General features: G+C 30.8%; 28 protein-coding genes and 1 pseudogene. 26 read left to right on the top strand and 3 right to left on the bottom strand.

What is annotated here, in order from left to right; translation table 11 throughout:
• Positions 1 to 14: 14 nt before the first annotated feature.
• The 3 genes from AXY43_RS05145 to AXY43_RS05135 are packed head-to-tail and all read left to right on the top strand — an operon-like array spanning position 15 to position 2,387.
• Entirely contained in the window at positions 15 to 797 is a 783-nt protein-coding gene (locus AXY43_RS05145) for an ABC transporter ATP-binding protein (protein ID WP_105411142.1), read from the top strand.
• 20 nt (positions 798 to 817) lie between these two features.
• The gene (locus AXY43_RS05140) at positions 818 to 1,654 is read left to right on the top strand and encodes a nitroreductase family protein (protein WP_105411141.1); all 837 of its coding nucleotides are present in this window, start codon (positions 818 to 820) and stop codon (positions 1,652 to 1,654) included.
• 31 nt (positions 1,655 to 1,685) lie between these two features.
• Positions 1,686 to 2,387, top strand: coding sequence for an SDR family oxidoreductase (locus tag AXY43_RS05135; RefSeq protein WP_105411140.1), 702 nt, complete (start codon positions 1,686 to 1,688; stop codon positions 2,385 to 2,387).
• A 273-nt stretch (positions 2,388 to 2,660) separates the two neighbouring features.
• Here the strand turns inward: AXY43_RS05135 and AXY43_RS05130 are convergent, their stop codons facing one another.
• Together AXY43_RS05130 and AXY43_RS05125 are read right to left on the bottom strand one after the other, a co-directional pair.
• Complete coding sequence (locus AXY43_RS05130) at positions 2,661 to 3,872, bottom strand: hybrid sensor histidine kinase/response regulator (protein WP_241414824.1); 1,212 nt, start codon at positions 3,870 to 3,872, stop codon at positions 2,661 to 2,663.
• On the bottom strand, positions 3,865 to 6,615 hold the full coding sequence (locus AXY43_RS05125; protein ID WP_181246089.1) for a hybrid sensor histidine kinase/response regulator: 2,751 nt from the start codon (positions 6,613 to 6,615) through the stop codon (positions 3,865 to 3,867). Before AXY43_RS05125 ends, AXY43_RS05130 begins: the two co-directional genes overlap by 8 nt.
• A gap of 226 nt (positions 6,616 to 6,841) precedes the next feature.
• Between AXY43_RS05125 and AXY43_RS27625 the strand changes: the two are divergent.
• From AXY43_RS27625 to AXY43_RS05115, 3 genes and pseudogenes are all read left to right on the top strand, one after another.
• Positions 6,842 to 6,953, top strand: a pseudogene (locus AXY43_RS27625) (transposase); the annotation flags it as partial.
• Between the two features lie 232 nt (positions 6,954 to 7,185).
• On the top strand, positions 7,186 to 7,740 hold the full coding sequence (locus AXY43_RS05120; RefSeq protein WP_031275728.1) for an RNA 2'-phosphotransferase: 555 nt from the start codon (positions 7,186 to 7,188) through the stop codon (positions 7,738 to 7,740).
• A 385-nt stretch (positions 7,741 to 8,125) separates the two neighbouring features.
• The gene (locus tag AXY43_RS05115; RefSeq protein WP_087703312.1) at positions 8,126 to 8,632 is read left to right on the top strand and encodes a hypothetical protein; all 507 of its coding nucleotides are present in this window, start codon (positions 8,126 to 8,128) and stop codon (positions 8,630 to 8,632) included.
• A 74-nt stretch (positions 8,633 to 8,706) separates the two neighbouring features.
• Here AXY43_RS05115 and AXY43_RS05110 read toward each other — a convergent pair whose 3' ends face one another.
• Entirely contained in the window at positions 8,707 to 9,372 is a 666-nt protein-coding gene (locus AXY43_RS05110) for a hypothetical protein (protein ID WP_105411137.1), read from the bottom strand.
• Positions 9,373 to 9,860: 488 nt separating this feature from the next.
• Here AXY43_RS05110 and AXY43_RS05105 point away from each other — a divergent pair, with 488 nt between their 5' ends.
• The 20 genes from AXY43_RS05105 (at position 9,861) to AXY43_RS05020 (ending at position 25,917) form a co-directional block, all read left to right on the top strand.
• Entirely contained in the window at positions 9,861 to 10,295 is a 435-nt protein-coding gene (locus AXY43_RS05105) for a phage tail terminator family protein (RefSeq protein WP_017210957.1), read from the top strand.
• Positions 10,296 to 10,307: 12 nt separating this feature from the next.
• Positions 10,308 to 11,429, top strand: coding sequence for a phage tail sheath subtilisin-like domain-containing protein (locus AXY43_RS05100; RefSeq protein WP_105411136.1), 1,122 nt, complete (start codon positions 10,308 to 10,310; stop codon positions 11,427 to 11,429).
• A 12-nt stretch (positions 11,430 to 11,441) separates the two neighbouring features.
• Entirely contained in the window at positions 11,442 to 11,873 is a 432-nt protein-coding gene (locus AXY43_RS05095; protein ID WP_105411135.1) for a phage tail tube protein, read from the top strand.
• Positions 11,874 to 12,343: 470 nt separating this feature from the next.
• A complete protein-coding gene (locus tag AXY43_RS05090; RefSeq protein ID WP_017210960.1) occupies positions 12,344 to 12,748 on the top strand; it encodes a phage tail assembly chaperone in 405 nt (134 codons plus the stop codon).
• 172 nt (positions 12,749 to 12,920) lie between these two features.
• Positions 12,921 to 15,125, top strand: a complete 2,205-nt coding sequence (locus AXY43_RS05085; protein ID WP_105411134.1) for a phage tail length tape measure family protein — start codon at positions 12,921 to 12,923, stop codon at positions 15,123 to 15,125.
• A 13-nt stretch (positions 15,126 to 15,138) separates the two neighbouring features.
• Positions 15,139 to 15,618, top strand: coding sequence for a hypothetical protein (locus tag AXY43_RS05080; protein ID WP_012059571.1), 480 nt, complete (start codon positions 15,139 to 15,141; stop codon positions 15,616 to 15,618).
• Entirely contained in the window at positions 15,615 to 16,619 is a 1,005-nt protein-coding gene (locus AXY43_RS05075; protein WP_105411133.1) for an XkdQ/YqbQ family protein, read from the top strand. The genes AXY43_RS05080 and AXY43_RS05075 overlap by 4 nt, the downstream gene beginning before the upstream one ends.
• Positions 16,619 to 16,942: a DUF2577 domain-containing protein gene (locus AXY43_RS05070; RefSeq protein WP_105411132.1), complete on the top strand. Its 324-nt coding sequence runs from the start codon at positions 16,619 to 16,621 to the stop codon at positions 16,940 to 16,942. The genes AXY43_RS05075 and AXY43_RS05070 overlap by 1 nt, the downstream gene beginning before the upstream one ends.
• Positions 16,935 to 17,375: a DUF2634 domain-containing protein gene (locus AXY43_RS05065; RefSeq protein WP_105411131.1), complete on the top strand. Its 441-nt coding sequence runs from the start codon at positions 16,935 to 16,937 to the stop codon at positions 17,373 to 17,375. Before AXY43_RS05070 ends, AXY43_RS05065 begins: the two co-directional genes overlap by 8 nt.
• The gene (locus tag AXY43_RS27620) at positions 17,368 to 17,583 is read left to right on the top strand and encodes a hypothetical protein (protein ID WP_243099170.1); all 216 of its coding nucleotides are present in this window, start codon (positions 17,368 to 17,370) and stop codon (positions 17,581 to 17,583) included. Before AXY43_RS05065 ends, AXY43_RS27620 begins: the two co-directional genes overlap by 8 nt.
• Positions 17,526 to 18,473 (top strand): baseplate J/gp47 family protein, encoded by a 948-nt coding sequence (locus AXY43_RS05060; protein ID WP_347501437.1) that lies wholly within the window; start codon positions 17,526 to 17,528, stop codon positions 18,471 to 18,473. The genes AXY43_RS27620 and AXY43_RS05060 overlap by 58 nt, the downstream gene beginning before the upstream one ends.
• Positions 18,466 to 19,170, top strand: coding sequence for a putative phage tail protein (locus AXY43_RS05055; RefSeq protein ID WP_105411130.1), 705 nt, complete (start codon positions 18,466 to 18,468; stop codon positions 19,168 to 19,170). Before AXY43_RS05060 ends, AXY43_RS05055 begins: the two co-directional genes overlap by 8 nt.
• A gap of 1 nt (position 19,171) precedes the next feature.
• Positions 19,172 to 19,825 carry a phage tail protein gene (locus AXY43_RS05050; protein ID WP_105411129.1) on the top strand — a complete coding sequence of 218 codons (654 nt, stop codon included), beginning with the start codon at positions 19,172 to 19,174 and terminating at the stop codon, positions 19,823 to 19,825.
• 172 nt (positions 19,826 to 19,997) lie between these two features.
• A complete protein-coding gene (locus tag AXY43_RS05045) occupies positions 19,998 to 20,780 on the top strand; it encodes a hypothetical protein (RefSeq protein WP_105411128.1) in 783 nt (260 codons plus the stop codon).
• Positions 20,781 to 20,792: 12 nt separating this feature from the next.
• Complete coding sequence (locus AXY43_RS05040; protein WP_105411127.1) at positions 20,793 to 23,522, top strand: phage tail protein; 2,730 nt, start codon at positions 20,793 to 20,795, stop codon at positions 23,520 to 23,522.
• Positions 23,523 to 23,533: 11 nt separating this feature from the next.
• Entirely contained in the window at positions 23,534 to 23,782 is a 249-nt protein-coding gene (locus tag AXY43_RS05035) for a hypothetical protein (protein ID WP_105411126.1), read from the top strand.
• A gap of 1 nt (position 23,783) precedes the next feature.
• On the top strand, positions 23,784 to 23,924 hold the full coding sequence (locus tag AXY43_RS27615; RefSeq protein ID WP_181246090.1) for a hypothetical protein: 141 nt from the start codon (positions 23,784 to 23,786) through the stop codon (positions 23,922 to 23,924).
• A gap of 287 nt (positions 23,925 to 24,211) precedes the next feature.
• Positions 24,212 to 24,445 (top strand): hemolysin XhlA family protein, encoded by a 234-nt coding sequence (locus AXY43_RS05030; protein ID WP_023974402.1) that lies wholly within the window; start codon positions 24,212 to 24,214, stop codon positions 24,443 to 24,445.
• 14 nt (positions 24,446 to 24,459) lie between these two features.
• Positions 24,460 to 24,846: a cobalt ABC transporter permease gene (locus AXY43_RS05025; protein ID WP_105411125.1), complete on the top strand. Its 387-nt coding sequence runs from the start codon at positions 24,460 to 24,462 to the stop codon at positions 24,844 to 24,846.
• A gap of 408 nt (positions 24,847 to 25,254) precedes the next feature.
• The gene (locus AXY43_RS05020) at positions 25,255 to 25,917 is read left to right on the top strand and encodes a PsbP-related protein (protein WP_039769259.1); all 663 of its coding nucleotides are present in this window, start codon (positions 25,255 to 25,257) and stop codon (positions 25,915 to 25,917) included.
• Positions 25,918 to 26,209 lie beyond the last annotated feature (292 nt).

Genomic DNA, 26,209 nt, shown 5'->3' with positions numbered 1-26,209 from the left:
TAAGGAGGTATATTATGCTAAAAATCACAATAGATAATGTAACTAAAACATATCCGGGAGTAGATGGAACTAATGCTTTAGAAAATATTAATTTAGAAATAGAAGAAGGAGAATTCATAACAATATTAGGACCAAGTGGGTGTGGTAAAAGCACCTTGTTAGAAATAATAGCAGGATTATTGGAACAAAGTAGTGGAAGTATATATTTAGGTAGTGAAAAGTTAAATGGTCCAAGCAGGGATATAGGTGTTGTATTTCAAGACTCATCACTTTTTCCATGGCGGACCATTAGAAAAAATATCGAATTTGGATTAGAAGTAGGTAAATGCCCTAAAGAAGAGAAAAGAAAAATAGTTGATAAGTATATAAACCTAGTTAATTTGAAGGGTTTTGAGGATAAATACCCACATCAATTATCTGGTGGGATGAAGCAAAGAGCTGGACTTGCTAGAACCATGGTAAATAATCCTGAAGTACTTTTAATGGATGAGCCTCTAGGTGCAGTAGATTATTTAACTAGGTTAACTATACAAGATGAGATAGTAGATTTATGGGAAAAGGAAAAGAAAACAATTATATTTATAACTCATGATATATCTGAAGCAGTTTATTTAGGAACAAAAGTTGTGCTTCTTTCACCAAGACCTGGAAAGATATTCAAAATATATGATCTTCCATTTTCAAGACCTAGAAATAGAAATGATGAAAATCTTTTGCATATCATTGATAAAATCCACAAGGATATTAATTCAATAAATGCACCTAAGCAAGAAGAAAAACTAGAATACATTTTATAAAATTTAAGGAGGACAAGTTTATGTCAAATGAAATATTAAAACAATTTAACTTAACAGATGAGGATTACTTAAAATTAGATGAAGTAGAATTTAGAGCAAGATTTCGTGAAAGAGTACATCATACTTTGGAAATTCAAACTTATGAAGCTGCTAATAGTGGCGAGAAATTAAAGGAAAGTCAAAGTGAAACAGCAAGAAAGTTTATTAGACTATGGGAAGAAAGAAAATTATCTAAGGAATTACCAGAGTATATCTATGCAAAAAAATTAATTAATTTCTCTGAGGTATTAGCGAATGGAGAAAAATTAGATTTATCAGGATTTGAACCATACAAGTTAGGAGATGCAGATCAAGAAGTATTTTTTAAAGTTATTAAAGAAAGAAGATCAGTAAGACATTTTAACGATACAAGAGTTTCAGAAGAAATTATAAATAAAATACTTGAAAGTGGATTGTGGGCAGCACATTCATGCAATTTACAATCAATAAAATATTTAGTTGTAAGAGAAGAGACTACACCGGGCTTATTTAAAGGAAGTGATGTACCAGGAGGACCAGTTCATCTAGTGATTTTACAAGATGAGAGAGTATATAGAGCAAATCCACTGAATCCTGTAAGAAACAGACTCATAGATGTTGGTGCTGCTGCTCAAAATATTGTATTATCAACTCATGCATTAGGACTCGCAGGAGTTTGGTTAACTTTTAATGACACAATGATAGAAAGAATAAATAACCATTTTAATTTACCAGAATATATAAAGCTTGTGACATATGTAGATATAGGATATCCAGATCAAACACCATATGCACCACAAAGAAAATCTTTAGATGAAGCTATAATAGCCAATGTTTAAAATTCCTTGTGCTAAGAAGGGGGCGAAATAAATGAAAGTACTTATAACTGGAGGAAGTCAAGGTATAGGACTTGCTATAGCTAAGGAACTTTATAAAAATGACCATGAACTATTTTTAGTTGCTAGAGATGAAGCGAGACTAAAATCTTCTATACAAAGTTTCCAAAATCAAGATAGAGTAAATGGATTTGCATGCGATATATCAGATTCTAAACAAATAGAAAAATTGTTAGAAAATGTAGCTGAAATAGATTTTTCTCCTGATGTTATCATTTTAAATGCAGCACATTTTGGCAGTCCAATAAGATCAGTCATAGAACCTTTAGAAGATGAACTTCGTAAAATATTAGAAGTTAATTTAATTTCTAACTATAGACTGGTTAAGGAATTTGTTAATATTATAAAAGAAAGTATGTATCCACGTATAATAATTATTGGATCAACAGCAAGTATAAGAGTAGATGATGGTTCACTTTATGGAATTTCTAAATGGGCGTTGAAATCTTATACTTATAATTTGAGAAATGAGCTTAAAGGTTTAGGAATTGGAGTGACGTTACTTAATCCAGGCGGAACATTTACAGAAAAAAGAATACCTGATGAAGAAATTTCACAAGATAGGCTTTTAGAAACTAGTGATATAGGGAAATTAGTTGCGGCAATACTTACACTAAGTCCACAGGCCGTAGTTGAAGAGTTAAACATTAGACCAATGCTAGGAGATACTTATTAGATAGTATTATGGCAGAAGAAATGCTTAAGAAAGAGTATGCTTATCTAAAAAGACTACTAATATTTTGAATGGTTTTACTTTCGAAAAATATAATAAAATAGAGGATTTATTAATTAAAGATATGTATAATTATTTTGTATCAATATAAACAAAAATAATAAATAAGTTGCTCCCTCTTATGGTAGGCACATAAAATAATAAAATGCCTACTATTAAGAAGGAGTATTTTCTATGTCAAAAAGAGTTTCTAAATGAAGTACATTTCATAATTCATCATAAATAAATATCAGAAAATTCTATCCTTGTATTTTGCACGAGTCGGTTGTCCAATAAATTTACTGGTTCTTTATCTATATAGTCCTCAATTATGGTTTTACTAGGAAGTAAAATAGTAAAAGCGCTTCCTTTGCCTAACTCACTTTTAACAGATATGCTGCCTCCCAGTGATTCAACAAACTTCTTTACCAGTGACAGACCAATGCCTGCGCCTTCTGCCTGTCTTGATAGAGAACTATCTACCTGTCCAAATCTTTCAAAGATAATGTTCGCCTTATCTTCTGGTATACCTATTCCTTTATCCTTAACTTCAATACATATCTTATCGTTTATAGAACTTAAAGTTACAATAATAGGCTTGCCTTCAGGAGTAAATTTAGTGGCATTAGAAAGAAGATTTAGAAGTATTCTTTCATATTTCTCATCATCAATGCCTATAATTTTCTTTTCAATTAAAGATACAAATGTTACATCAATGGACTTTAGAGCTACATAGGTATATATTGACTCTATGATAGACTTTGTCAAAAAAACAATATCTACATTCTTTTTATTAATTTTAATTCGTCCCGCATTTATTCTTGTGATATCCAGTAAATTATTAACCAGCCTTAGCTGTCTAAAGGTATTTTGCCTTATCATACGTAAGTACTTTTTAGCCTTATCTGATAATTCATTGCAACAAATATAGTTCATAGCTTGGATTGCTGAACTAATAACATTGAGAGGAGTTCTAAATTCATGTGATATTATGGAAAGAAACTCGTCCTTCATCTCTAATGTTCTTTCAAGTTCAAGATTCTTCTTATTGAGTTCGTCTTTTGTCTTTTTTAATGAAATATGTGTTCTTACTCTGGAAACTAATTCTTTTCTATTAAATGGCTTTGTTACATAGTCCACAGCTCCTAAATCAAATGCCTTTACAATATCATCTTTTTCGTCTTGTACAGTTAGAAATATTATGGGTATATCTTTATACTTTGAACTTTTTTTTAGGGTACTGCACACCTCAAAACCATCAATTTCTGGCATATCAACATCCAACAAAATGAGTTCTGGAATGTTTTCTTCAAGAAATTTATATGCTTCAATAGCATTCATTGCAATACCTAGTTCATATCCGTTTTCAGAAATAATTGTAGCTACTACTTGTATATTGTTTGGATTATCATCTACTATCAATATCAAGTCGCTATTAATGTTACTCATACAGTCCATCCTCCAAGGTTAGTCTTTTTATTTTACTTAAGCTTGATTTAATTTTTATTATATTGTAACTTTCTGCACTTCTAATCAGTTCTTCACCCTCATCGGATATAGACTTCAAATTATGCTGTTCTCCAAATGAAATTAATATTTGGGCTAAATCTTTTACATTACCTATAATCATTGAGTTTTCTAATTTTTTAATTAATGGTGTAACCTTATTTTTCAAATCAATAAGTTTATCAGACTCAATTGTAACTGATATCGTGTTTTCACTGTTAGTTTTATGCAAGACATGCATATCTTTTTCAGCCTTATTTCTAATATACTTAGATATTTTACTAAATATCTGGTCAGCGCTAACAGGTTTCATCAAATAATCATCAAATTTGTATCTATTAGGTATATCTTGTGTAGTTGAGGCACTTAGTGCAATAATCGGAACATCGCAAAATTCTGGATTTTCTTTAAGCATTGATGACAACTTCGTACCGTCCATTTCTGGCATAATCAAGTCTATAATTGCCAAGTCTGGTTTCTCTTGCTCAAATACTTTTATTGCTTCAAATCCGTTTTCGGCAGTTATAACTCTAAGACCAGCCTTTGAAAGTAATTCCTCTAATAAAAAGCGGTTAGTTTTTATATCATCTACAACAAGTATATTTTCATTAGAAAAATTGTACTTATTAAAATAAGCAGTACTTGTATCTTCAGGAAGTTCTTCAGTCGCAGCTATTGGAACATTATAAAATTCAACATAGAAAGTGCTTCCTTTTCCTTCAATGCTTTCAACAAAGATTTTTCCCTGCATTATTTCTGTAAGCTTTTTAGTAATGGAGAGTCCAAGACCAGTGCCGCCAAATTTCTTTATGCTTTGTCCTGATGCTTGTTTGAAAGCATCAAATATTTTCTCTCTTTCACCTTCAGCAATACCAATGCCTGTATCCTCAATTGAAATTCTAAAGTCCACACTACTCTTGTTTTGGGAAGTAGTTCCTTTTAGTGAAAGCTTCACATATCCCTTATCAGTAAACTTTACAGCATTTCCTACTAGGTTTAATAGTATCTGTCTAATTCTCACTTCATCAAGAAGAATACTCTCGTCAAAGTCCTCCTGAATATCTAGTAGAAATTCAATGTTTTTACTCTTAGTTTTTTGTTTAAATATGTTTTTAATTTCTCTAAAGATATTGCTAAGCTTTAGAGGCTTGTATTGCAGCTCTATTCTCCCAGCCTCTATTTTTGACAGATCGAGAATATCGTTAATTATAGTAAGCAAACTGTTTCCTGCCACATTTATAGTTTCAATATAACTTTTGTGTTTTTCATCTTTTATTGTATTTTTCAGTAATTCACTAAACCCAATAACAGCATTTAATGGAGTGCGAATTTCGTGGCTCATATTGGCAAGAAACTCGCTTTTAGCCTCATTAGCTTTTTCTGCTTCTATTTTTGCGTACTTAAGTTCTGTATTTGTTTTTTCTAATTTCTTAGTTCTTTCTTCAACTTTTTCTTCAAGATTGTCTATGAGTATATGTAATTCTTCTGCCATATTATTAAAAGCACTAGATAACTTTCCAATTTCGTCGTTTTTAAAGATTTTTGCTCTTTGATGTAAATCTCCCTTTGAAAACTTTTCTGAAATATTTATCAAATGATTAATTGGTCTTAGTACAATCTCAGTGCTCTTTAAGTAAATAATCAAGGATAGAAGAAGTGCAATAATTGAAAATAATATTGCAGTTTGAATATTTTTATTTATCTCAGCTGTAAACAGACTTTCAGGTATAGCCGTTATAATTAGCCAGTCTAAACCTTCTCTTTTGTATTCAGTTAGCTTTACATGCAGTTTATCTCCACCTGACTTCATGACGAAGCTAGTGTTTGAAGTCTTATTATAATTTTCATAAGCTTCAGCAATAGGCTTATCTTCAGTTTCATCGATTTTGATTCTTCTTATATTGCTTTCTGAAATAGTTTCAAAATTAGGCTTCTCAAGAGAATTAGCAACTATATCTCCTGAGTTTCTTTCAATAATATAGGCAATTCCGTTATTATCTTTAACAATATCATTTAGGTATTGGTTTAGACTTGAAAGAATGATATGAGTACCCAATACTCCTTGAAGAGTACCACTTTTATTGTAAATGGGATAAGCTGCAGAAAGCGCCAAATCATCCTTTACAAAGTGCTTATAAAGAGGTGAAAATATAGGCATCTTTTTTCCTTTTGCAATTTCATACCAGTCTCTTGTACGCGGGTCAAAAGATCCAAAATCTTCTACAAACTTTCCCTCGTGCAAGTCATCGGTTACAGAATAATAAAGAGAATGTCCATTTGTTTGTGGAGTACTCCTATATATCTCTATGTTGTTATCTTTATTTCTTCGAGCGCCATAATAACTACCATCCTCCATACCATAACTAAAACTATAAATTTCTTCGCTGCTTGATTTTACTACTCCGGCAAAGAATGCATCACACTTTTCTTTATTAGATATATCGATGGTATCATTTTCAATCAAATTATGATTTAGTTCATTTGTATTTAACGGAATTCTAACAAGTGCCTCAATTTTGTTTAATATATTATTGCTAGCTTCATTCTCCAATTTTTTTATAATATTATCTGATGATGTTTTCCAATTAGAAAATATAATGAAGCCTATAGTAGCAAGCGTACCAACCATAAGTATAATAAATAACGCACTTATTGTAATTTTAATAGAACTTTGTTTTTTAGTCATCTTTTGTACTCCGTTTCTAGTAAAATAAAAAGAAAAAGTCATAAAATATTTTGTCTAGACATAAGTACTACTTAAAACTTTAATTTGTAAAGTGCAGAACTTTTAAGTTATATTATACAGAGCATGTACTAAATCTGTATTTTTTAGCCTGTGAGCAATAATGGTTTGCTTAATTAATGCAAGAGGCATTATTGCATTATCATTATACATAATAAAATTTGGAAATGGCAAATATACAGGGATTTCATTTATAGGATTTTAGGGCCTTAAATGTATGTCATAATAGAATAATACATTCTCATAAAGTTTTTCGATTAATTGCAGAACGTGGTAAAATATAAATTAATTGGTTTTATAGGCGGAATTGTCAAAGAAGTAGTTAATGCTAGTTACCCATATATCAATTATTAATAATGAATTCTAGTTTGCTTAATAGATTCAAAAGAAATTGAAGTTTTCTTTTAATAGCTAATCAGAATAGTACTTGTTTATTTGTCTAAAATGGAGTTTGTAATAAAAGTATATAGATTTAGATAAGCTAATAGATTATAGAAAATGAGGTGTTAATCGATGATAAGTAATGAAGATATGAGAATTAGTAAATTTATAAGCCTTATACTAAGGCATAAACCAGAAGAAATTGGATTAACTTTAGATGAATATGGATATATTAGTACTTCTGATTTAATTAAAGAATTAAATAAAAAAGGATATAAGGTGACAATTTCAGATATTGAAAGAATTGTAGCTGAAGATGGTAAACAAAGATATTCATTTAATAATGATAAAACTAAAATTAAAGCGAATCAAGGCCATTCAATAAAAGTTAATCTTGAATTGCAAGCTATTAAGCCGCCTAAAGTATTATATCATGGAACTGCAACTAGGTTTATGGATAGCATATGCAGAGAAGGTATCAAAAAACAGAATAGACAATACGTTCACTTATCAGCTGATATAGAAACAGCCACAAAAGTAGGTAAAAGACATGGAGAATTAGTTATATTTAAAATTAACAGTGAGCAGATGAATAAAGATGGATATAAATTCTTCCTATCTGAAAACAAAGTGTGGTTAACTGATTATGTTCCAGTAAAATATTTTGATATTTTTAGAACTAATTAGAGCCCAGAATATAAAGGTGAATCGGTATATTTTGAAAATTATAATATCTAGAAGGGGAGTTTTTTGGAGATTAATAAAATTTTTTAGGCCAATTTTAATATTAGAAAGTTTAATTTATATCTAACTTCATTGAATATAATAACTTAATATAATTTGCAATTTAAGGTATTCTGAAGTTTTTTTGAATCCATATAATTCTATAAATAACCAAGAGTAGTCGCCAAAAATAAAAAATAATAACTAAAGCCAAAGAAAATTTAAATTTAATTGATTTTTATGTTTACAAAATGGAAGAAAAACTTCTTTAAGTATATGTAAAGCAAATGAGTTAGCTAACCTCAAAGGCTTAATTAAAATTATTTTTATATTTTAGGAGGAAAAAATTATGGGTTATTTAGGAATTAACATGTCAGGATCAAGTATACCAGTATATTCTACAAATATTGAGGATAACACAAGAATAGGAAGTTTGGGATACAAAGAACGATTTGCAGTTACAAGCAGTGGACCAATTGCAATAGTTATAAAGTTTGTAAATTCTTCAGGGAGCTGGGTTGATGGTAGATTAGATCCAGATGCTGATATTAGTGATTGGTGTGAATATTTATTTAGATCAAGCGCAATACCAGCTGGATATTTCCGCACTGATAGTACAGTAAGAATGTATGATTCATCAGGAAGTTTTCAAGCATCATATCCGGCAGGAACAGTAGTAGTACCATATACTGAAAGCAGATCACAAAATGGTACAAGTCACCCAGATTATCTTAGAATCAGAGCATTATATGATAGAAATGGAAATCAAATTTCTGATGATACTTATGGTATGTTCATAGATTGCAGGATAAGATATAATTCTGGTAATACTCCTGTTTATGGAAATTGGAATTAACAAGATATTTTATTAATTTAAAATAGAGGACTGTAGTAGATTTGTTATTATGCAAATCTTGCTACAGTCCTTCTTTATTGTTCTGTTATTTCTTTCATATAATCTATTCCAACGATAGTATTATTCTTGGAATTTGGGGTGAAACCAGAATTATGAGATTCGTCATAATCATATGCAAGACCTAATACAAAATTACCTTGATTAGAGGAGTAAACTATATGAGTTTTTCCAGTGGAATTATCATATTTATTTCTTATTTCTTTCATATCATTAGGCAACACGCTTTTAGCAAGTTTTATTGCATCCTCGTAGGTTATTTTTGTTGGATTTACTTCACGTGCATAGGTATAGTCAGATAATATATCTTTGTATTTTTTGTTATCTACACTAGGTATTCCAGCTTCACTGCCAACAAAGCTGTTTTCAGTTTCATAGTAAGTAAGAGAAGAATCAGTTTTATCGTAATTTAATTTAGATTTATCCACTTCTTTATATCTTTTATCTCTTTCAGTATTATCTCTTTCTTCGTTTTCTTCAAAAATTGACTGATCTCTTGGAGAGTTCCCACGAGTTTCAAAATTATCATTTTTATCTGTATCTTTATTTGATTCTTCAGTTTTATTTTCAACTGTAGCTTGGTTTTCAGCGGCATTTTCATTTTTACCTATTGATTTGCAGCCAATAGCTGTAAAAGATAATATTATTAGTATTGTTAGTGCAATGTAATTAAGTTTTTTCAATATATGTCCTCCTTATATAGCTTTAAAAAATAGTAATAAGAGATTCAAATATTAATAGTCAAACATTTAAAATGATATTAAAGCTTTATCATGTTAAGCTTTAAAGTAAAAATTTGTATAACAAAATGTTAACATATAATAATAATTGAAACAAGGATAGAAGGAAAGAGTTACGGAAATAGAAAAGGATATATCCATTGCTATTAAGCTTAAAAACCTCATTAAATAAAAATTATAAGAAAATTATAGGTAAACTAGAGAAAGTGTGTAAGAAATTAAAAAAAAGAAGGCTTATAATAGTAAGTGGGAACAGAAGATAAGTTCCCTCTCATAAACATTAAATCTTCTATATAAAAAGTATCTAGCTTGTAATTTTAGGCTGGGTACTTTTTTGTAATGGAAGTAATTTGTGAAAAGGTGGTGAGTGCTTGGCAATGAAATTTTAAAAAGCAAGCAGAAAATAAAATAGGGATTACAGGAGGAGGTTCATGATTAATGAATTAATTAATTCAATTAATGAAATGTTAGTTGAAAAATTCCCAAATACAAAAATATATACATCAAAGCTAGAGAAGGAAATTGTAAGACCTTCTTTTTTTATTCGCTACGTTACCAGCAGGCAAGCAGACTTAAATAGAAATAGTTATATGAATACCATAACTATGAAGATTATTTACTTTGGTCCGCTAGATGAGCTTATGAATGTTGATTTAATAGCTCAAAATGAAGTTTGGGATACAATGAGGGAAATCTTTAGTGATGGATATATAAAGGTACTAGGGAGAACTGCAAAGATAAGAAAGTTGAGAGGTAGAGCAAAAATGTCAGAAATACACTTGAAACTCAAGATAGATCTTGCACAAGACAGAAACTTTAATGCACCTCAAAGCCCTAAAGCAGGCACATTTAATTTTAAAATTTAAGGAGGAATAAAAATGGGAGAACCATCAGTAGACATTATTTTTAAAGAAGCAGGAATAACTGCAGCAAAGAGAGGAACAAGAGGCGTAGTTGCACTTATATTAAAGGATACAATGCCAGCAAATTATAGTAATCCAATAAAAATGGATACTATAGATGAAATTCCAGAAGCTTTATCAGGTTTTAATAAGGAACAAATAAAGCTTGCCATGATAGGATATCAAAATCCACCAAAACAAGTGATTGCTTATATAGAAGCACCAGATGCAGCTAATTATTCAGAAGCTCAAAATTACTTAGAAACTATTAAATGGGATTATGTAGTAGTTCCAAGCATTGGTCAGACTGCAGATGGAAAGGCTGATACGGAGGCAAATATTACTTCAAGAGCAACAGATTTTGCTACATGGATTAAACAATTAAGAAGTGCTAAGGATATTAGAGTTAAAGCAGTACTTCCACATTGTCCAGCTGACAGTGAAGGAGTAATTAACTTTGCTACAGACGACATAAAAACAGCAGCCAGAACTTATACTGCTGCAGAATACTGTTCAAGGATTGCAGGGATGCTAGCAGGAACTTCGCTAAATATTAGTGCTACTTATGCACCACTTGCAGAAGTAGTAGATGTTCCGCATCTAAAGAAAGAAGAAAGAGATGCGGCAATTGATTCAGGAAAATTAATTTTAATTAACGATGGAAAGAAAGTTAAAATTGATAGAGCTGTAAATAGCTTTGTAACTACTATTGAAAATAAAGGCGAGGATTTTAAAAAGATTAAGATAGTAGATATTATGGATTTAATACATGATGATATTAAATCAACAGCTGAAGATAATTATATTGGAAAATATCCAAATGATTATGATCATAAGTGCTTGCTCATTGCAGCTATTAATGGATATTTTGAAGGTTTAGAACTTGATGGATTGCTTGATAGCAGTATTGAAGGGCAAAATAGAGCAGAAATTGATTTAGATGCACAAAAAGCGTACTTAAAGAGCCAAGGTATAGATATTTCAACTATGAAAGATCAAGAAATAAAAGAAAGTAACACAGGTTCACAAGTTTTTGTTAAAGGACAAGTTGTTGTTTTAGATGCAATAGAAGATATTAAATTTCAAATATATATTTAGGAGGTAATTATTATGCCACAAGCAAAGGATATTATAAATGGGACTTGGGGAGAAGTCTGGATTAACGGAGAATATGTTTCAGAGGTGTCAGCTCTTCAAGCAAAGGTCACTTTAACAAAGGTAGATGTTAATTTTACAAGGGATTTATGGAAGAGAAGTAAAGTTACAGGTATAGAAGGAAAGGGAACATTGAAATTACATCATATATCATCAAGAATGGCAATTTTAATGAAAAATAACATAAAACAAGGAAAGCAAACTGTATGTACTATAATTTCTAAATTAGCTGATCCAGATTCAGTAGGAGCTGAAAGAGTGGTACTTAAAGATGTTACTTTTGATGAATTAACATTGGCAGACTGGGAAGTTAAAAAGAATGTTGAAGATACAATTGCATTTACATTCTCAGGCTATGATTTCTTAGACTTAATAGAACCACAATAAAACTATAGTTAAGCAATAGTCTGCCGAAATCGGAAATATTTTTGTTACGCAGTACTATGAAAATTTCGCTGGAAGGTTCTAAATGATATGTTGTACTCACTTTAGCATGCTCCAACAATTCGAATGGACAAGCTAAAGTGAGTACAACCTGTCACAAAGAACCTTCATCAGCTTATTTTCAAATGCCTGCTACACAAAAATATTTTCGATTTCTCAATGTAGATATTTGCTTAAGGTATGTAAAAATAAAGTAATGACAAGGAAATAAAAAATTACTGAATTATAGATATGCAATTTAATAATTGGACTTATAGTTAGAAAAACTAAGAAAAACGTTAATTGAATTTTAGAAAATTGCTACAGAGAAACCGGAATACAATATGTTACTTACTTTGCTTAGCTATTGAATAAGCTTAGATTACACATTGTTTATCTATAATTTTATTAAATTTGAAATGGAGATGAAAGTTATGAATTTAGTTGAACAATTATTAAAAATAGATGCTGGTAAAATTGAGGTGCCTTCTAAGGAGGTAAAACTTAAGCTTGCTAAACTTGGAAATATGGAGATTACATTTACATGCAATGCTATTTCTATGGAGCGATACAATGAAATTCAAGAAAGAGTGCTTCAAGTAGATAAGAAAGGAAATATTCAAGGATTTGCAACAGCACAGGCAAAAATAGAAACTGTTCTTGCAGGAGTGCCAGAGCTTAGATCAGAAGAGCTTATGAAACATTTCAAAGCGCCAACACCAAAGGAACTTATGAATAAGATCTTCTTACCTGGTGAAGTTGATATTTTAGCAGATACTGTAACTGAAATTTCAGGAGTAGAATCTACTAACCAAAAAGAAGATATAAAAAACTCATAAGCACTGATGAAACTGTTAATCTCCTATATTACTGCTGGAAACTTCATGGTAAGTGGCCAGCAGAAACAATTAATAGGGGATTTGGAGAGAAGGTTATCATCAGTGCTTTTGTTGAACAAGAAGTTGAAGATAAAAATAAGCAAATAGAATCCCTACAAGGGGGTGAGGTTTAATGGCGAATACAGTTAATATGAACCAAATAAATATGACTCAGATTAATACAGTAGTAAATCTTACGCAAAACGTTATTATCGGAGTTCAAAAGGCTCAAGAATCTATTGAGAGTTTAGGCGCAAAAGCTGTAGAAACTTCACAGAAGGTGAATGAAACAGTTAAATCAGCTGGATTCGGTAATAAAATAGCTAGTGGTTTAAATTCAGCTAGGCAGGCTATTGGAGAAGTTGGAAATTCAATGGCTGGTTTTCTAAAGGATTGTGTCGATGGAGCCGCAAAATCAGAAAAAATTAATAAAGATTTAGCACAAACAATTAAATCTACTGGTGGAGCAGCAGGATTCACAGCTGAAGAAGTAAGTAAAATGGCCTCGCAATTGAGTAATGCATCTACATTTGGTGCTGGAGCGATTAAAACAGGCCAGAGCATGCTACTCACATTTACTAACATAGGGAAGGATGTATTTCCAGCAGCCTCGCAAGCAATGGTAGATATGGCACAAAAAATGGGAACTGATCCTGTTGAAGCTAGCAAAGCATTAGGAAAAGCACTTAATGATCCAACTAGAGGACTTGCAGATTTAAACGGAATTGGCATTACATTCACAGATCAACAAAAAAAACAAGTAGAAGCAATGCAAAAAACTGGGGATACGGCTGGGGCTCAGAAACTAATTTTAAACGAATTAAATAAAGAATTTGGTGGGCAGGCAGCAGCGGCAGCAGATACTTATGCTGGTAAGTTGCAACAATTATCTAATACTATAAGTGGAATTAAAAGCAGTATAGGTGATGCTTTATTGCCTTATGCCAAAAAAGTAGCAGAAGTATTTTTGAGTGTTGCCCAATCAATAAAAAATATACCACAACCAATAATGGACATAATTGCAAAGGCTTTAGGTCTTACAGCTGTCTTTGGCACATTAATTGGTGGCTTTGGCATGTTTAAAAATATGATAGGGACATTTTTTCAACCTCTTTCAGGAGTAATGGGTTTGTTTACTAAATTTCCACTTCCAATTATGATTGTTATCGGCGTAATCGCATTATTGGCAACAGCATTTGCTACTAATTTTGGTGGGATAAGAGATTCTGTTGTATCTGTTTTTAACAAAATATCAAGTGCTGTAAAATCAGCAATTGATGTATTTAAGAAAACAGGAAGTGCAGCTCAAGGAATAACAACATTGTTTACAAATTTGTTTGGGCCAAAGGTTGGTGCAGTTGTATCAAGTACGATAAAGCTTGTAACTACAACAATTAAATCATTAATAACATTTATAAAATCACATATGCCACAAATACAAAGTATAGTGCAAAGTGTATTTAAAGGAGTCCAATCGGTTTGGAATTCAATTTTAAAACCTGTATTAATGTTTGTAATTCAAACATTTGGAAAAGTAGTAAATTGGGTATTAGCCAATTGGCCATTGATAAAGCAGACTATCGTATCAGTTATGACATTTATAAAAACTATCATATCAGCAAGACTAAATGAAATAAGGGTTTTTTGGAATAATCATGGGAAGGCTATAGAAACAACAGTAAGTATGGCTTTTAATATAATAAAAACAATAATTTCTACAACTTTAAGTGTAATAGGTAATACAATAAAGGCTGTGATGCAAGCTATAAATGGAGATTGGTTAGGTGCTTTTAATTCGATGAAGAATGCACTAAGTAGCGTTGTATCGGGAATAGGTAATATACTTAAAGATCTGGCTGAAACAGCAATTGCTTGGGGAAAAGATTTTATTGATGGGTTCATAAGAGGAATTGAAAATAGATTTCCAGGAATGACTAATGCAATTAAGGGCGTTACAAATATGATTAGGTCATATCTTCATTTCTCAGTTCCAGATAAAGGACCTCTTACAGATTATGAAACATGGATGCCGGACTTTTTAAAAGGCATGGGCCGTGGCATCAAGGTTAATACTCATTTAGTAACTGAACCAATTAAAGATCTTGCAGTAGGAATAAAAACTGGTGTAAATAAAAACTTATCATCAGGAAACAAAACTGGCAGCCAAGGATTTAAAGGCGCTTCTGGATCAACTAAAGATGATAGCACACAAAATGGATTTGCAATAACAATAGCAAAGCTTGCAGATTCTATAATAATCAGAGAAGAAAGCGATATAGATAAAATTGCGACAGCTCTGGCCAATAAATTGAGTCAAACAGCTCTTGGAATGAGTTAGGAGGTATTTTTAAATGATAGAATTTTGGTTTAATCAAGACGATACATGGTTACAACTTCCTGTACCACCTTCTAGTTATTCACTTAAATTAGCTAACAACAATTCAGTAGTTAGTGTAGAATCAATTGGAGAAATAAATATATTAGGAGATTCAAAGCTTTCAGAAATATCTTTTGAGAGCTTTTTTCCTGCTCATAAATATAAATTTTGTGCATATTCAGATATTCCTAAACCATTTGAGTGCGTTGCACAAATAGAAGCTTGGAGAAAAAGTAAAAAGCCAATAAGAGTGATACTTACAAACACAGATATCAATGATCTATTCTCTATAGAAACTTTTGAGTATGGAGAAAATGATGGAACTGGAGATATAAACTTTACTCTAGCATTAAAGCAGTATAAGGCATTGAAGTTAAATGAAAAAATTGTAGGTCAGTGGGGGGCAAGCTTTAGTTTAACTGATGTAAATAATATATTGGGTGGTAATATATGATTAAAATATACAGCTTATATGAAGGCTGGCTTTTAACAGATATAACTCCAGTTTGTAAAAGTATTGAATTATCAGCATCAATAGATCAGCCTGCAAGAAAATGTTCATTTAGTATGTTATATTCCTTATCAGATATAAATGAGCCTAGAGTTCAAATATGTCCAGGAACATTAATAAAGATTGTAGATGAAACTTATGGAGAAATTTTTAGAGGTGAAGTTGTAGATAGGACTTTAGGAAGTTCAAATCAGGAGGAAACTTTTACTTGCTATGATTATATGAGGTTTATCATGAGTTCATCAACAAGCATGAATATTAAGAATATGTCTCCAGAAAGCGTTGTATATAAAGCTTGTGAAGAATTAAACATCAAAGTTGGTGATGTAGTGGTAACTGGAATGCCGATAGGTAGACTATGTATAGATAAGAGTTATTATAGCATAATAATGCAGTGTTATAGTGAAGTTAGCAAGCAAAATGGAAAACAATATGTTCCTATTATGAAAGCTGATACGTTTAATGTAATTGAGAAGGGGCAAATAATATCAGATTATTTGCTTCAATCTGCTAATGTGGATTTGTACAATAACAATATAATAGATATGAGTTACAAAGATTCTTTAGAAAATATGATAAACAGAGTGAAAATTTTTGACGTTAACAATAACTACGTAGATCAAGTGGAAAATTCAGAGCTTGTAAAAAGATATGGTGTTTTCCAGACATCGTACACAGTGGAAGATGATAACAACACATATGAAGTAGCGCAAAATAAGTTATATGGCTTCAGTGAAGAAATAGAAATTGAAGCTATTGGTAATTATAGCTGCTTAACGGGGTATGCTGTTAAGGCAAAAATATGGTATTTAGACATATTGAAAGATGCAACTCTTTATATTAATGCTGATACTCATACCTGGGAATGTGGAACAGGAAAATATACAATGAAGCTTACAGTAAGCTTAAGTAACAAAATGGATTTACAGGAGGTTGATAGCTAATGGATCCATATGTAAAAATGTTAAATTTAATGAAAAGAAAAGGTGCAGAAAGTAATCCTCTTTCCATATGCATTGCTAAGGTTAATTCTCCACCTCCTGAAATAATAATTCAAACAAATGATTTGCAGCTATATAAGGAGGATCTTTATATAGCTGATTACTTATTATCAGGATATTCAAGACAAGCATCAGTAGCAAATACTGATGGTACTGCAGTAAGCTTTCTAGATACTATAAAAATAGGTGATGAGCTAGCAGTATTGCCTACTAAGGATAATCAAACATGGATAATACTTTGTAAGGTGGTGAAATGTAGTGGCTAGTATATTACCTGAAACAAATTTAAACATGGCAAATAAACTTGCGGCATTTTCACAAGAAGAGAAAGCTGCAGATATTCCTAAAGAATATGCTTGGGATTTTGAGAAAAATGATTTCAAACTTAAGGATGGAAAATTTCAAATTGTAGAAGGAATAGAAGCATTAAAAATATGGATATGGAAAGCTCTTAAAACCAGCAAAGGAAAGTATCCAATTTACAGCGATGCATATGGCAATGAATTTGAAAAAATAATTGGTAAAGGGTTCAGTAAAAGTTTAATTGATAGTGAGGCTAAAAGGTTAACTTTAGAATGCTTAAAGGAAAATCAGCACATATTAGGCGTAAAAAACTTTGAGGTGGATAAAAACAATGATATTCTAACCATAACTTTTACAGCAATAACTGATTGTGGGGAGGTGACAATTGATGTATGAAAATAATACTGAAGAAAATTTAAGATCACAAATGTTAGATAGTATTGATTCTGGAATATCTAAAAGTGAAGGATATTTTGTATATGATGCTATTGCTCCATCTGCTAAAACCATAGCAGATTATTATAAGGCCTTAGATACAATTTTGAAATTAGTATTTGGGAGGAAGCTCCAGAGATTCCTCAAGATGAATATGATAAATTTATAGATAAAGATGCAGCAAGACATGGCTTAGAGAGGAAGCAAGGTTTATATTCAGTGGGGCAAGTGACTTTTTTAGGGTTAGAAAATTCTATAATATATGAAAATAGCATAGTTCAAACTGTTGAAGGCTTGAAATATAAGGTGATATCTCAAGGAAAAATTAAAGATGGAAAATGCATACTAGGAATTAAAGCAATAGAAATAGGCTCTAAATATAATGTTCCAGCTAATGCTATTGTTGAAATACCTATTAAAATAAATGGGATAACTAGTGTGAAAAATGAAAGTGCGACTACCAGTGGAACTGATACTGAAACTAGTGAAAATTTATTAGAAAGAATCATATCTAAAGAAAGAGAAGAAAGCAGCAGTGGGAATATATATGATTATGAAAAATGGGCACTTCAGATATCTGGTGTTGAATATGTGAAAGTAAAGCCTCTTTGGGATAAAAGCAATGGAATGAACGGAAATGGCACTGTAAAGGTAATAGTTGCAGGAAATAATGGAATTCAGCTAGATGATACTATAGTACAAAAAGTTAAACAATATATAGATCCAGAAAATGGTCAAGGAAGTGGTAAGGCACCAATAGGGGCTACAGTAACTGTAGTATCAGTAAATCCATTAAAAATTGATGTTAATATACTTGGTCTTACTGCATTAGATGGATTTGATATAAAGGATGTTAAAGACAATATAAAAGAGTCTCTTGATAATTATTTAAAAACAATTCCAGTAGGCGGAGTTGTAAAAATAAATACTGTTGAGGCAAAGGTAGTAATGACGTTTGGAGTTAATGATATATCTTCAGTAAAAATAAACAATGATACTAAAAATATAATTACGGCTGATGAAGATAAGGCATCTTTGGGAGGGATAACTTATGAGTAATACAGCTGATTTAGAAGCATTTGAAAATGTTAAGATTGCAAGCAATTCAAGTGAAGATAGTGGAAACCAATCAGTAGATAATTTAAAAAGCTATGTTATTGATGAAGTGAAAAGTGGTTATATTTTCCAGGAAATATTTAATGCTTATGGAAATAGATTTGATAAATTAGGCTTGGATATTTCAGAGTTATTCCTGCAAATTTTGCCACAAACTGCAACTGAATGGGGCTTGAAACTATGGGAAAAAAGAGTTGGTATAACTACAAATAATGCTAAATCAATTGAAGAAAGAAGAGCAAGGGTATTAGCAAAGCTTAACTCTAAAGGCACAACAACAGTTGAAGTAATAAAGCAGATTTGTAAGAGCTTTGTTTCAGAAGCTGAAATAATTCAGAATAATCCAGAATACTATTTCCAAGTAAATTTAATAAGTGATACAGGCTTTCCTTATGCTTTAGATAGCTTGTACGACTCAATAGAAATAGCTAAGCCGGCACATTTAGGCGTTAAATATAAACTAATATCCGTAAATCAATCACAAATGTACTATGGCTTAGCATCAATTATGGGAGAGACTATGACAGTTTATCCATGGATTGCTAAAAATATTGAATCCAATGGGAAAATAGAAATTGGTATCAGCCAATGTGCAGGTTCAGAAAACATAACAATATATCCTAGTAAGGAGATGAATTAATTTGGTAGAAAAATTTTATACGATGTTAACAAAATTAGGAAGAAAAAAATTATCAGCTTCAGCAGTTTCGGGCAGTAAAGTGAATTTTGAAACCCTAAAAGTTGGAGATGGAAACGGCTCATATTATGAGCCTTCAGAAGATCAAACCTCAATTGTAAAAGAAGTTTGGTCAGGAAATATAAGTGCAATTTCAGTCGATGGATCAAATGAAAACTGGATAGTTGTAGAAACAGTAATACCAGCAGCTGATGGAGGCTTTTTCATCAGAGAAGCTGGTATTTTTGATGATGCTGGAGATATGATTGCCATCGCAAAGTTATCAGAAACCTACAAACCAGCAATTTCAGAAGGAAGCACAAAAGATTTATTCATAAAAATTGTATTAGAAGTCAGCAATGCAAGCAGCATAGATTTTAAGATAGATCCAAATGTAGTAGTTGCAACTAAAGGAGATATACAAATATTACAGTCAAAATTTCAAGAAGTCAGTGCTAAATTATCAGGGAAAATGCAATTGTATATTAATGAGACACTGCCAGCTATAGCTGATAGAGCAAGTGATACTTTGTATTTTAAAATAACAGATAAAATAACCAATGGCTTTGCAGACAATGTGAAGGTAAGTCCCAATATGGGTATTAAAATAGTTCAATAGGAAGCTAAAAATAATATATATGTTGAGATTGTAAATTTACGTTTGAATATCTAGTAAGCCAAGCGCGCTCAATTAAGTCTATAATGTAGAAACTTAATTACAAGATATATTAAAAATTAAATATTTATGTAAATGATAATTAAAACAGTCAATAAGAAAGGGTGATTATATAATGGCAAATTTAGATAAAGTAAGAGTTCAATTATTAGATGAAAGTACAGGTGCAGTATTAAAGGAAGTAAATGTATTAACAAGCGCAGATGCAGTTACATTTGCTGATGGACAAACATTTCAACAAAAGTTAGATGGAGGATTATTGAAAGGCCCTCAAGGGGTTCAAGGTATACAAGGTGTGCAAGGACCAGCTGGAGATCCTTTTACAATCGCAAAAGTGTATAGTTCAGTTTCAGCTATGAATACAGGATTTGCTACAGATGGATTAAAAATAGGGAGCTTTGTGTTAATAGACACTGGAAATGTTAATGATGCTGATAATGCAAAACTATATGTTAAGGGTTCAACAGCATACACATATATAACAGATCTTAGCGGAGCAACAGGTATGCAAGGACCACAAGGAATTCAAGGTATACAAGGCCCACAAGGAGCATTTGGAATTAGAGGATCTCAATGGTATAGTGGAACTGCAATAACAGGAACTAGCACATCAGCAACAGTTTTTATTGGAAGTGGTATAGCTTCAGCTTTAGTAAATGATCAATATTTCAATACAAGTACAGGAAATGTATATGTATGTACATCTTCAGGAGATGCAAGCACAGCAAAATGGGTATATTCAATATGTTTAAAAGGAGCCACAGGCGCAACAGGTGCTGCTGGACCAACTGGTGCAACTGGACCACAAGGGCCGGCAGGAGCAGACGGAGCGAGTATTAAAGTTGGTACTGATTATGCAAGTGGAACACAAGTCAAATTATTTCTAAAGACTATTTAAGGAGGAAAACAAATGGCAACAAAAAATATAGAAATACAAGATAGTACAGGAAATATATATTACCCACATACTGATGCATCAATTGTTAAATTTGGGGATTCAAATGTCAATGCAACATTGTCAGATTTAGTAAAGAATATCTCTAATGATGTCATATTAACACCGTCAATAGATTATGGAATGAACAATGTAATAAAAAATAATGGTAAAACATCCTCAGTGCCTAGTTTCACAATACAAGGTAAAAGTGTAGTAAATTTATTAGGTAAGGATGGTAATTGTGAAGATATAAGTAAGTGGACTGGTAATAATGGTACTTTAGTATTAGATTCTACTAATAAAATATTTGGCAATAATTCTATTAAGCTTACTACTACTACCACAACTAATACTTATATTCGTAAAAATTTAAATATACTTATAGATAATACAAAATATTATTGCCTATCAGCATATTTAAAAACCACATCAACTAGCAATCCTGTTTATATACGATCTGTTCTATCTTCGGTTAAATATAGCAATACTGTAACAAGTAATACATTCACTAAGGCTTTTGTAAAACTAAGTCCTACAGATCTAACAGGATACACATCACTAGGAATAGATATAGTTATGTTAAATAGTGTAATAGGGGATACTTTTAATGCAGACGGAATAATGTTAGAAGAAATAACACAGTCTCAATACAATGATTCTACATTTACACCTAGTCCATATGCAGATAGTTATACATGTTTGCGAAATCCATATGTTGAAGTAAGACATGAAAATTTGGTTAGAAATGGTAATGGAGAAGAAGGAACTGATTGGTGGACACCTATAGATTCTACTGCCACTATTACTTATATTAACGGAAAATTAAGAATGACAGGAACAAGTGCGTGGAGTGGAGTTAATTCAGCTAATATTTCAGTAAAGCCGAATACAAATTATTATATTAAATTTAATAAAACTGGTGGAGGTATATTTATTAATCCGACTGATAATTATAGTTCTTTAGCTACATCGGGTAGTGTTGGTGGTATTGGTTATTTTAATACTGGAAGCCTTTCCTCAATAAGGGTGAGTTTGAGTTGTAATGGAACAGCGGGCACTTATGATTTTGATTCTATAATGTTAGTTGAAGGAACTACTGCTCCATCAAGTTATAAATCATGTAGATTAGAAAGAACAGTATTAGAAACTAAATTAACCTCTGATGATTCTATTACTTATAAAAATGGAGAAGTTACAGGGCAAATATGGTGGAAGCATAAGACCTTATATGGTAAAGATTATGATTGGCAGTATTTTAATGATGGTACAGGTGGAAAATGTATAATAATACCTAGAAGCTCACTATTAGGACTCCAGATTAGAAATTCCTCAGATGTATTTGTAAAACACGATGGAACAATATTGAACGCTAAGACAAACTTTGTCTTAGATGCATATGATTCAGGTGATTACTTTTACTATAACCCTAAAGACACTGACACAGGATGGGCAGAAAGTATTAACCCTAATAATGATGAAGTTAAAGCTTTTATGAATGGTTGGAAAGCTTTAACATATAATGGTGCTATTAATAGGTATACAGGTTGGGTATCTGTTATTGATAATTCATATCCTTCAGGAACTGCAACAACAACTACTACATCGGCAGGTACATCTACAACAAATATTATAGTTTCAGATTCATCTAAATTTTCTGTATTAGACTATGTAATGATTCAAAATGGAACTTCGTGGAATTGGGGCTATATTACAGCAATACCAGACAGTACGCATATAACTATTCAAATAGCTATATCTTACGTGAGCGGAGCAATAGTTGTAAAATGCGACAATGGAACTACAAATACATCTTTGTTAAATTGGTGTAAAAATAATGTTGCTCCTAATTATGAAGGTTATCAGATCCATTATAAATTACAAGATCCAGAAACTATTACTGATGATAACTGTCATATTCATGGCGATATACCTTTATTTGATGTAGGGGACAACTATTTATATTTAGATAGTGGAATTGTATTAGGTGAAATTGCTAATCCTATAGTACTTGGTAATGTATGGCTTAATGACTATGATATAAGACCGTCATCATATTCTGCACCAAGTATATTCAAAAATAGAGATGAAACTATATATTCAATCTATAAAAATGGGATATATGATAGGAATAACTGGTCTGATTCTATATCGTTTTCTACTTACGGTAAATTAGCATTAGTTACATCTCAAGCCAACTTTGATACTAATGCAGTTTATACAGTGGATTACAAAATCCTAGCGACTCAAGCACCACAAATAGGTACAATAAGTTGTAGTTATTCTCAAGATATAAATAGTGCTATATCTAATATACAGGAGTCATTAAGCAGTAAACAAACACATGATAGTATATTTGATCAAATAGTAGATTTGAGTTTGTATGAAACATTTGACCAAGTAAGGGCATATGATTGGCATCAAACTACAGCAGGATTATATATATATATTGTTATAAATATGTTTCCTAAAAAGGTTATGCCTGTGGTTTCGTTTTCAAATTACAATATAATATATTATAACGGTTCTAGTATGATTAGTAGTAATACGATTGCATCTATTGCATATGTTGGTTATAAATATTCTGATAGGCAAATAATGATTGGTTTAAGAATAACCGATAGTACTGCTATAAATAATATGAAAACATATGGATTTGAAGCTGTAGTAAATAATGTCGTTGTGGATTGTAGAGGAAGAATATAGGAGGGATTTAGATGTTAAACTTAGATAAAACAGAATTAATAAATAATATATTAATAATAACTAATGATGATGGTTCAATCACATGTATACCTAGAGAAGGAGCAATAGAAAGTGAATTAGCTTTGTTTACAAAATTTGAAGAGGTCTTTCCGAATGGAAAGCCTATTGTAGCAGCAACACACCAACAATTGATTCCAACAACAGAAGATAGAATAACAGCGTTAGAAAGTGCATTAAGTGCATTAATGGAGATGCAATGATATGTATGATTTTATAAGGAATATGTGGATTATGAGAAAATATGCAGAAATTAACATATCTAATTGTGTTGATAAAGCATATATAACGCAAGAACAAGCTAATACAATTATGACTATGGAGCAAGTTACTACTACTTCATAGGAAAAAATTATCCACGAAATCAAATAAAAATCCAAGTAAAAGATTATTATTAAGTAATACAATCTTTTTTATTTTTATATGGAAAAGTATAAAAAATTGATTTTGAAAGCTAGCTATATCAATGTCTAAGTGGAAGCTAGTTTGTAAAAATATGATTAAGAAAGAGTGTGTTTTAACCACTTATGTCCTTTATAGTATATTATAACATTCAATAATGCTAGAAAATATTTTTAGTATCATATAGACAAAAGACTTAGCATTTATTTTTAAAAGAAAGGAAGTAATACATGAATGAAGAATTGATTAAGGATAAAATTGAAACGTATGAAAGAAGACTCAATAATCATGGAGAGAGATTAGATAAGCTTGAGCAAGATTCAAGAGAACTTAAGATAGAATTAAAGAATTTATGTGAGAACATTAAGTCATTAACCAATATGATGAAGTGGTTTATAACTGCAATAGGAGGAGCTTTGATAAGCTTCTTCTTTTTTGCAATTGAAACCAAGATCTTAAGATAAAGGAGTGTGATAAAATGAAACAAATATTAATTGATCAAATTTTACCTATAGTAGATACTTCAGTAGTGGCAATTTTAGCAGTTATAATCAAACAGGTTGGAAATTCAATAATAGATTTCTTTATTCAGAAGAAAAGTGAAATAAATCAAAAAATAAAGATTAATGAGCATCAGGAAGAAATAAATACTGCTAGAGAAGTATGGAATATAGTAGAAGAGAAATTTAGAATTACAGAAAATGCAACTGAGATTTTAACATCAAAGGCAGATGAATTTGATAAGGTTCTTATGGAGCGCATTCCAGGATTATCTAAAGAAAATTTAGAATTTTTAAGGCAAGCTATAGCAGGGGAAGTTAATAGAGGTAGAGATATGTTAGCAAAAGATTCGAAAGCACAATAAATCTTACAATAGAATATAGTTACAATTAGTAATACAAATTATTTAATAAATATGGCTTTAATAAGAATCATTTATTACTAATTATTTTCAGACCAGACTTAATGTTTATAGATATTATGTAAGCATTAAGTCTGGTCTTTTTTTTTGTTTGCATTAAATGAGATTTGGAAATTATATATTCGTGGATTTTAACCTTTTACTACACTCAATAACTAATAAATACTATTTGATTCTATAACTTGGAATATTTGACAAAGGGCAAAAGTAAGATAAAATTATATATGAGTTCCAAAAATTTGTTAATCAAAGTTAAACCTTTAAAGCAGAAGTATAAAGTGGAATAACTTCAATGATTAGAAAGTTTATTAAATGGAACTTATATATTATAAGAACTTAGGGGGAATAATAATGGTAAAATTAAAAAAATTAATAGCAGGATCACTAATAGCGGTATCAGTATTAGCGCTAACTCCAATAGGTGCAAGTGCAGAATGGAAGAATAATAGTACTGGATGGTGGTATACAGAAGGTGACTCATATTCTACAGGTTGGAAAAAGATAGAAGGAAAATGGTATTATTTTTATGCTAGCGGTTATATGGCTAAAAACACAGTTATTGATGGATATATTTTAAGCAATAATGGAGATTGGACAGGCTTAGAAACTAAATCTGATAAGATTTCAGTTTCATATCCTTCAAATTGGACTAAAACGACTTTAAAAGGAGATGATATTTACTATCTAGACAATCAAGGAACTAATGTGAATTTGGTTATAGATGGCATGGAGGGATATTCGGAAGAGGTTTATTTTAATTCAGCAGAAACTTATATAAAAAATCGCTCAGATATAAATAATTTACAAATTAAAGAGCGTAAATTTAATAATAATAATGCGTTAACTCTAAACTATTTTCATAATATTAATGGAATGGATGTGCAAGTAGAACAAGTAATGATTTGTAATAGTAACAAAGCATATTTATTTACACTTATGCAACGTGGAAAAATATCAGATGAAAATATGACATCTTTTGAAAGTATGTTAAATACAATAAAATTTGCATATTAATTCTTTAAATTAGGGGATAATCTTTAGTAAGGAGAGATATGCTTTTAATTATCTTACCTTGCTAAAGATAATACATGTAATAGAAAATAGAAGATTAGTTTAAAATAAGTGCGGAAATAATTCTAAAGGTTTAAAAATATGCCATAGTGATAAATTTATATTTATGATTTAAATAGATTACATTTTTAATTAATACTGAGATATGTGAAATAAGTTCCAACATAGTAATATTGTATTTAGGTAAAATTACACAACATAATAAACAATATATTTTAAAGATTAAATTATATGA

The sequence above is a fragment of the Clostridium sp. MF28 genome (assembly GCF_002969175.1).
GTDB classification, from domain to species: domain Bacteria; phylum Bacillota; class Clostridia; order Clostridiales; family Clostridiaceae; genus Clostridium; species Clostridium beijerinckii.
Note: the sequence above shows the minus strand (reverse complement) of the source record. Positions and strands in the feature narration are given on the sequence as shown.

Excerpts from the sequence above, each read along its gene's own strand:
- AXY43_RS05025 (WP_105411125.1), top strand. The coding sequence starts at position 24,460 with ATGAAACAAATATTAATTGATCAAATTTTACCTATAGTAGATACTTCA.
- AXY43_RS27620 (WP_243099170.1), top strand. The coding sequence starts at position 17,368 with ATGTATGAAAATAATACTGAAGAAAATTTAAGATCACAAATGTTAGAT.
- AXY43_RS05095 (WP_105411135.1), top strand. The coding sequence starts at position 11,442 with ATGCCACAAGCAAAGGATATTATAAATGGGACTTGGGGAGAAGTCTGG.
- AXY43_RS05030 (WP_023974402.1), top strand. The coding sequence starts at position 24,212 with ATGAATGAAGAATTGATTAAGGATAAAATTGAAACGTATGAAAGAAGA.
- AXY43_RS27615 (WP_181246090.1), top strand. The coding sequence starts at position 23,784 with ATGTATGATTTTATAAGGAATATGTGGATTATGAGAAAATATGCAGAA.
- AXY43_RS05055 (WP_105411130.1), top strand. The coding sequence starts at position 18,466 with ATGAGTAATACAGCTGATTTAGAAGCATTTGAAAATGTTAAGATTGCA.
- AXY43_RS05035 (WP_105411126.1), top strand. The coding sequence starts at position 23,534 with ATGTTAAACTTAGATAAAACAGAATTAATAAATAATATATTAATAATA.
- AXY43_RS05090 (WP_017210960.1), top strand. The coding sequence starts at position 12,344 with ATGAATTTAGTTGAACAATTATTAAAAATAGATGCTGGTAAAATTGAG.
- AXY43_RS05125 (WP_181246089.1), bottom strand. The coding sequence starts at position 6,615 with ATGACTAAAAAACAAAGTTCTATTAAAATTACAATAAGTGCGTTATTT.
- AXY43_RS05075 (WP_105411133.1), top strand. The coding sequence starts at position 15,615 with ATGATTAAAATATACAGCTTATATGAAGGCTGGCTTTTAACAGATATA.
- AXY43_RS05020 (WP_039769259.1), top strand. The coding sequence starts at position 25,255 with ATGGTAAAATTAAAAAAATTAATAGCAGGATCACTAATAGCGGTATCA.
- AXY43_RS05085 (WP_105411134.1), top strand. The coding sequence starts at position 12,921 with ATGGCGAATACAGTTAATATGAACCAAATAAATATGACTCAGATTAAT.
- AXY43_RS05070 (WP_105411132.1), top strand. The coding sequence starts at position 16,619 with ATGGATCCATATGTAAAAATGTTAAATTTAATGAAAAGAAAAGGTGCA.
- AXY43_RS05135 (WP_105411140.1), top strand. The coding sequence starts at position 1,686 with ATGAAAGTACTTATAACTGGAGGAAGTCAAGGTATAGGACTTGCTATA.
- AXY43_RS05040 (WP_105411127.1), top strand. The coding sequence starts at position 20,793 with ATGGCAACAAAAAATATAGAAATACAAGATAGTACAGGAAATATATAT.
- AXY43_RS05045 (WP_105411128.1), top strand. The coding sequence starts at position 19,998 with ATGGCAAATTTAGATAAAGTAAGAGTTCAATTATTAGATGAAAGTACA.
- AXY43_RS05080 (WP_012059571.1), top strand. The coding sequence starts at position 15,139 with ATGATAGAATTTTGGTTTAATCAAGACGATACATGGTTACAACTTCCT.
- AXY43_RS05145 (WP_105411142.1), top strand. The coding sequence starts at position 15 with ATGCTAAAAATCACAATAGATAATGTAACTAAAACATATCCGGGAGTA.
- AXY43_RS05100 (WP_105411136.1), top strand. The coding sequence starts at position 10,308 with ATGGGAGAACCATCAGTAGACATTATTTTTAAAGAAGCAGGAATAACT.
- AXY43_RS05115 (WP_087703312.1), top strand. The coding sequence starts at position 8,126 with ATGGGTTATTTAGGAATTAACATGTCAGGATCAAGTATACCAGTATAT.
- AXY43_RS05130 (WP_241414824.1), bottom strand. The coding sequence starts at position 3,872 with ATGAGTAACATTAATAGCGACTTGATATTGATAGTAGATGATAATCCA.
- AXY43_RS05120 (WP_031275728.1), top strand. The coding sequence starts at position 7,186 with ATGATAAGTAATGAAGATATGAGAATTAGTAAATTTATAAGCCTTATA.
- AXY43_RS05105 (WP_017210957.1), top strand. The coding sequence starts at position 9,861 with ATGATTAATGAATTAATTAATTCAATTAATGAAATGTTAGTTGAAAAA.
- AXY43_RS05140 (WP_105411141.1), top strand. The coding sequence starts at position 818 with ATGTCAAATGAAATATTAAAACAATTTAACTTAACAGATGAGGATTAC.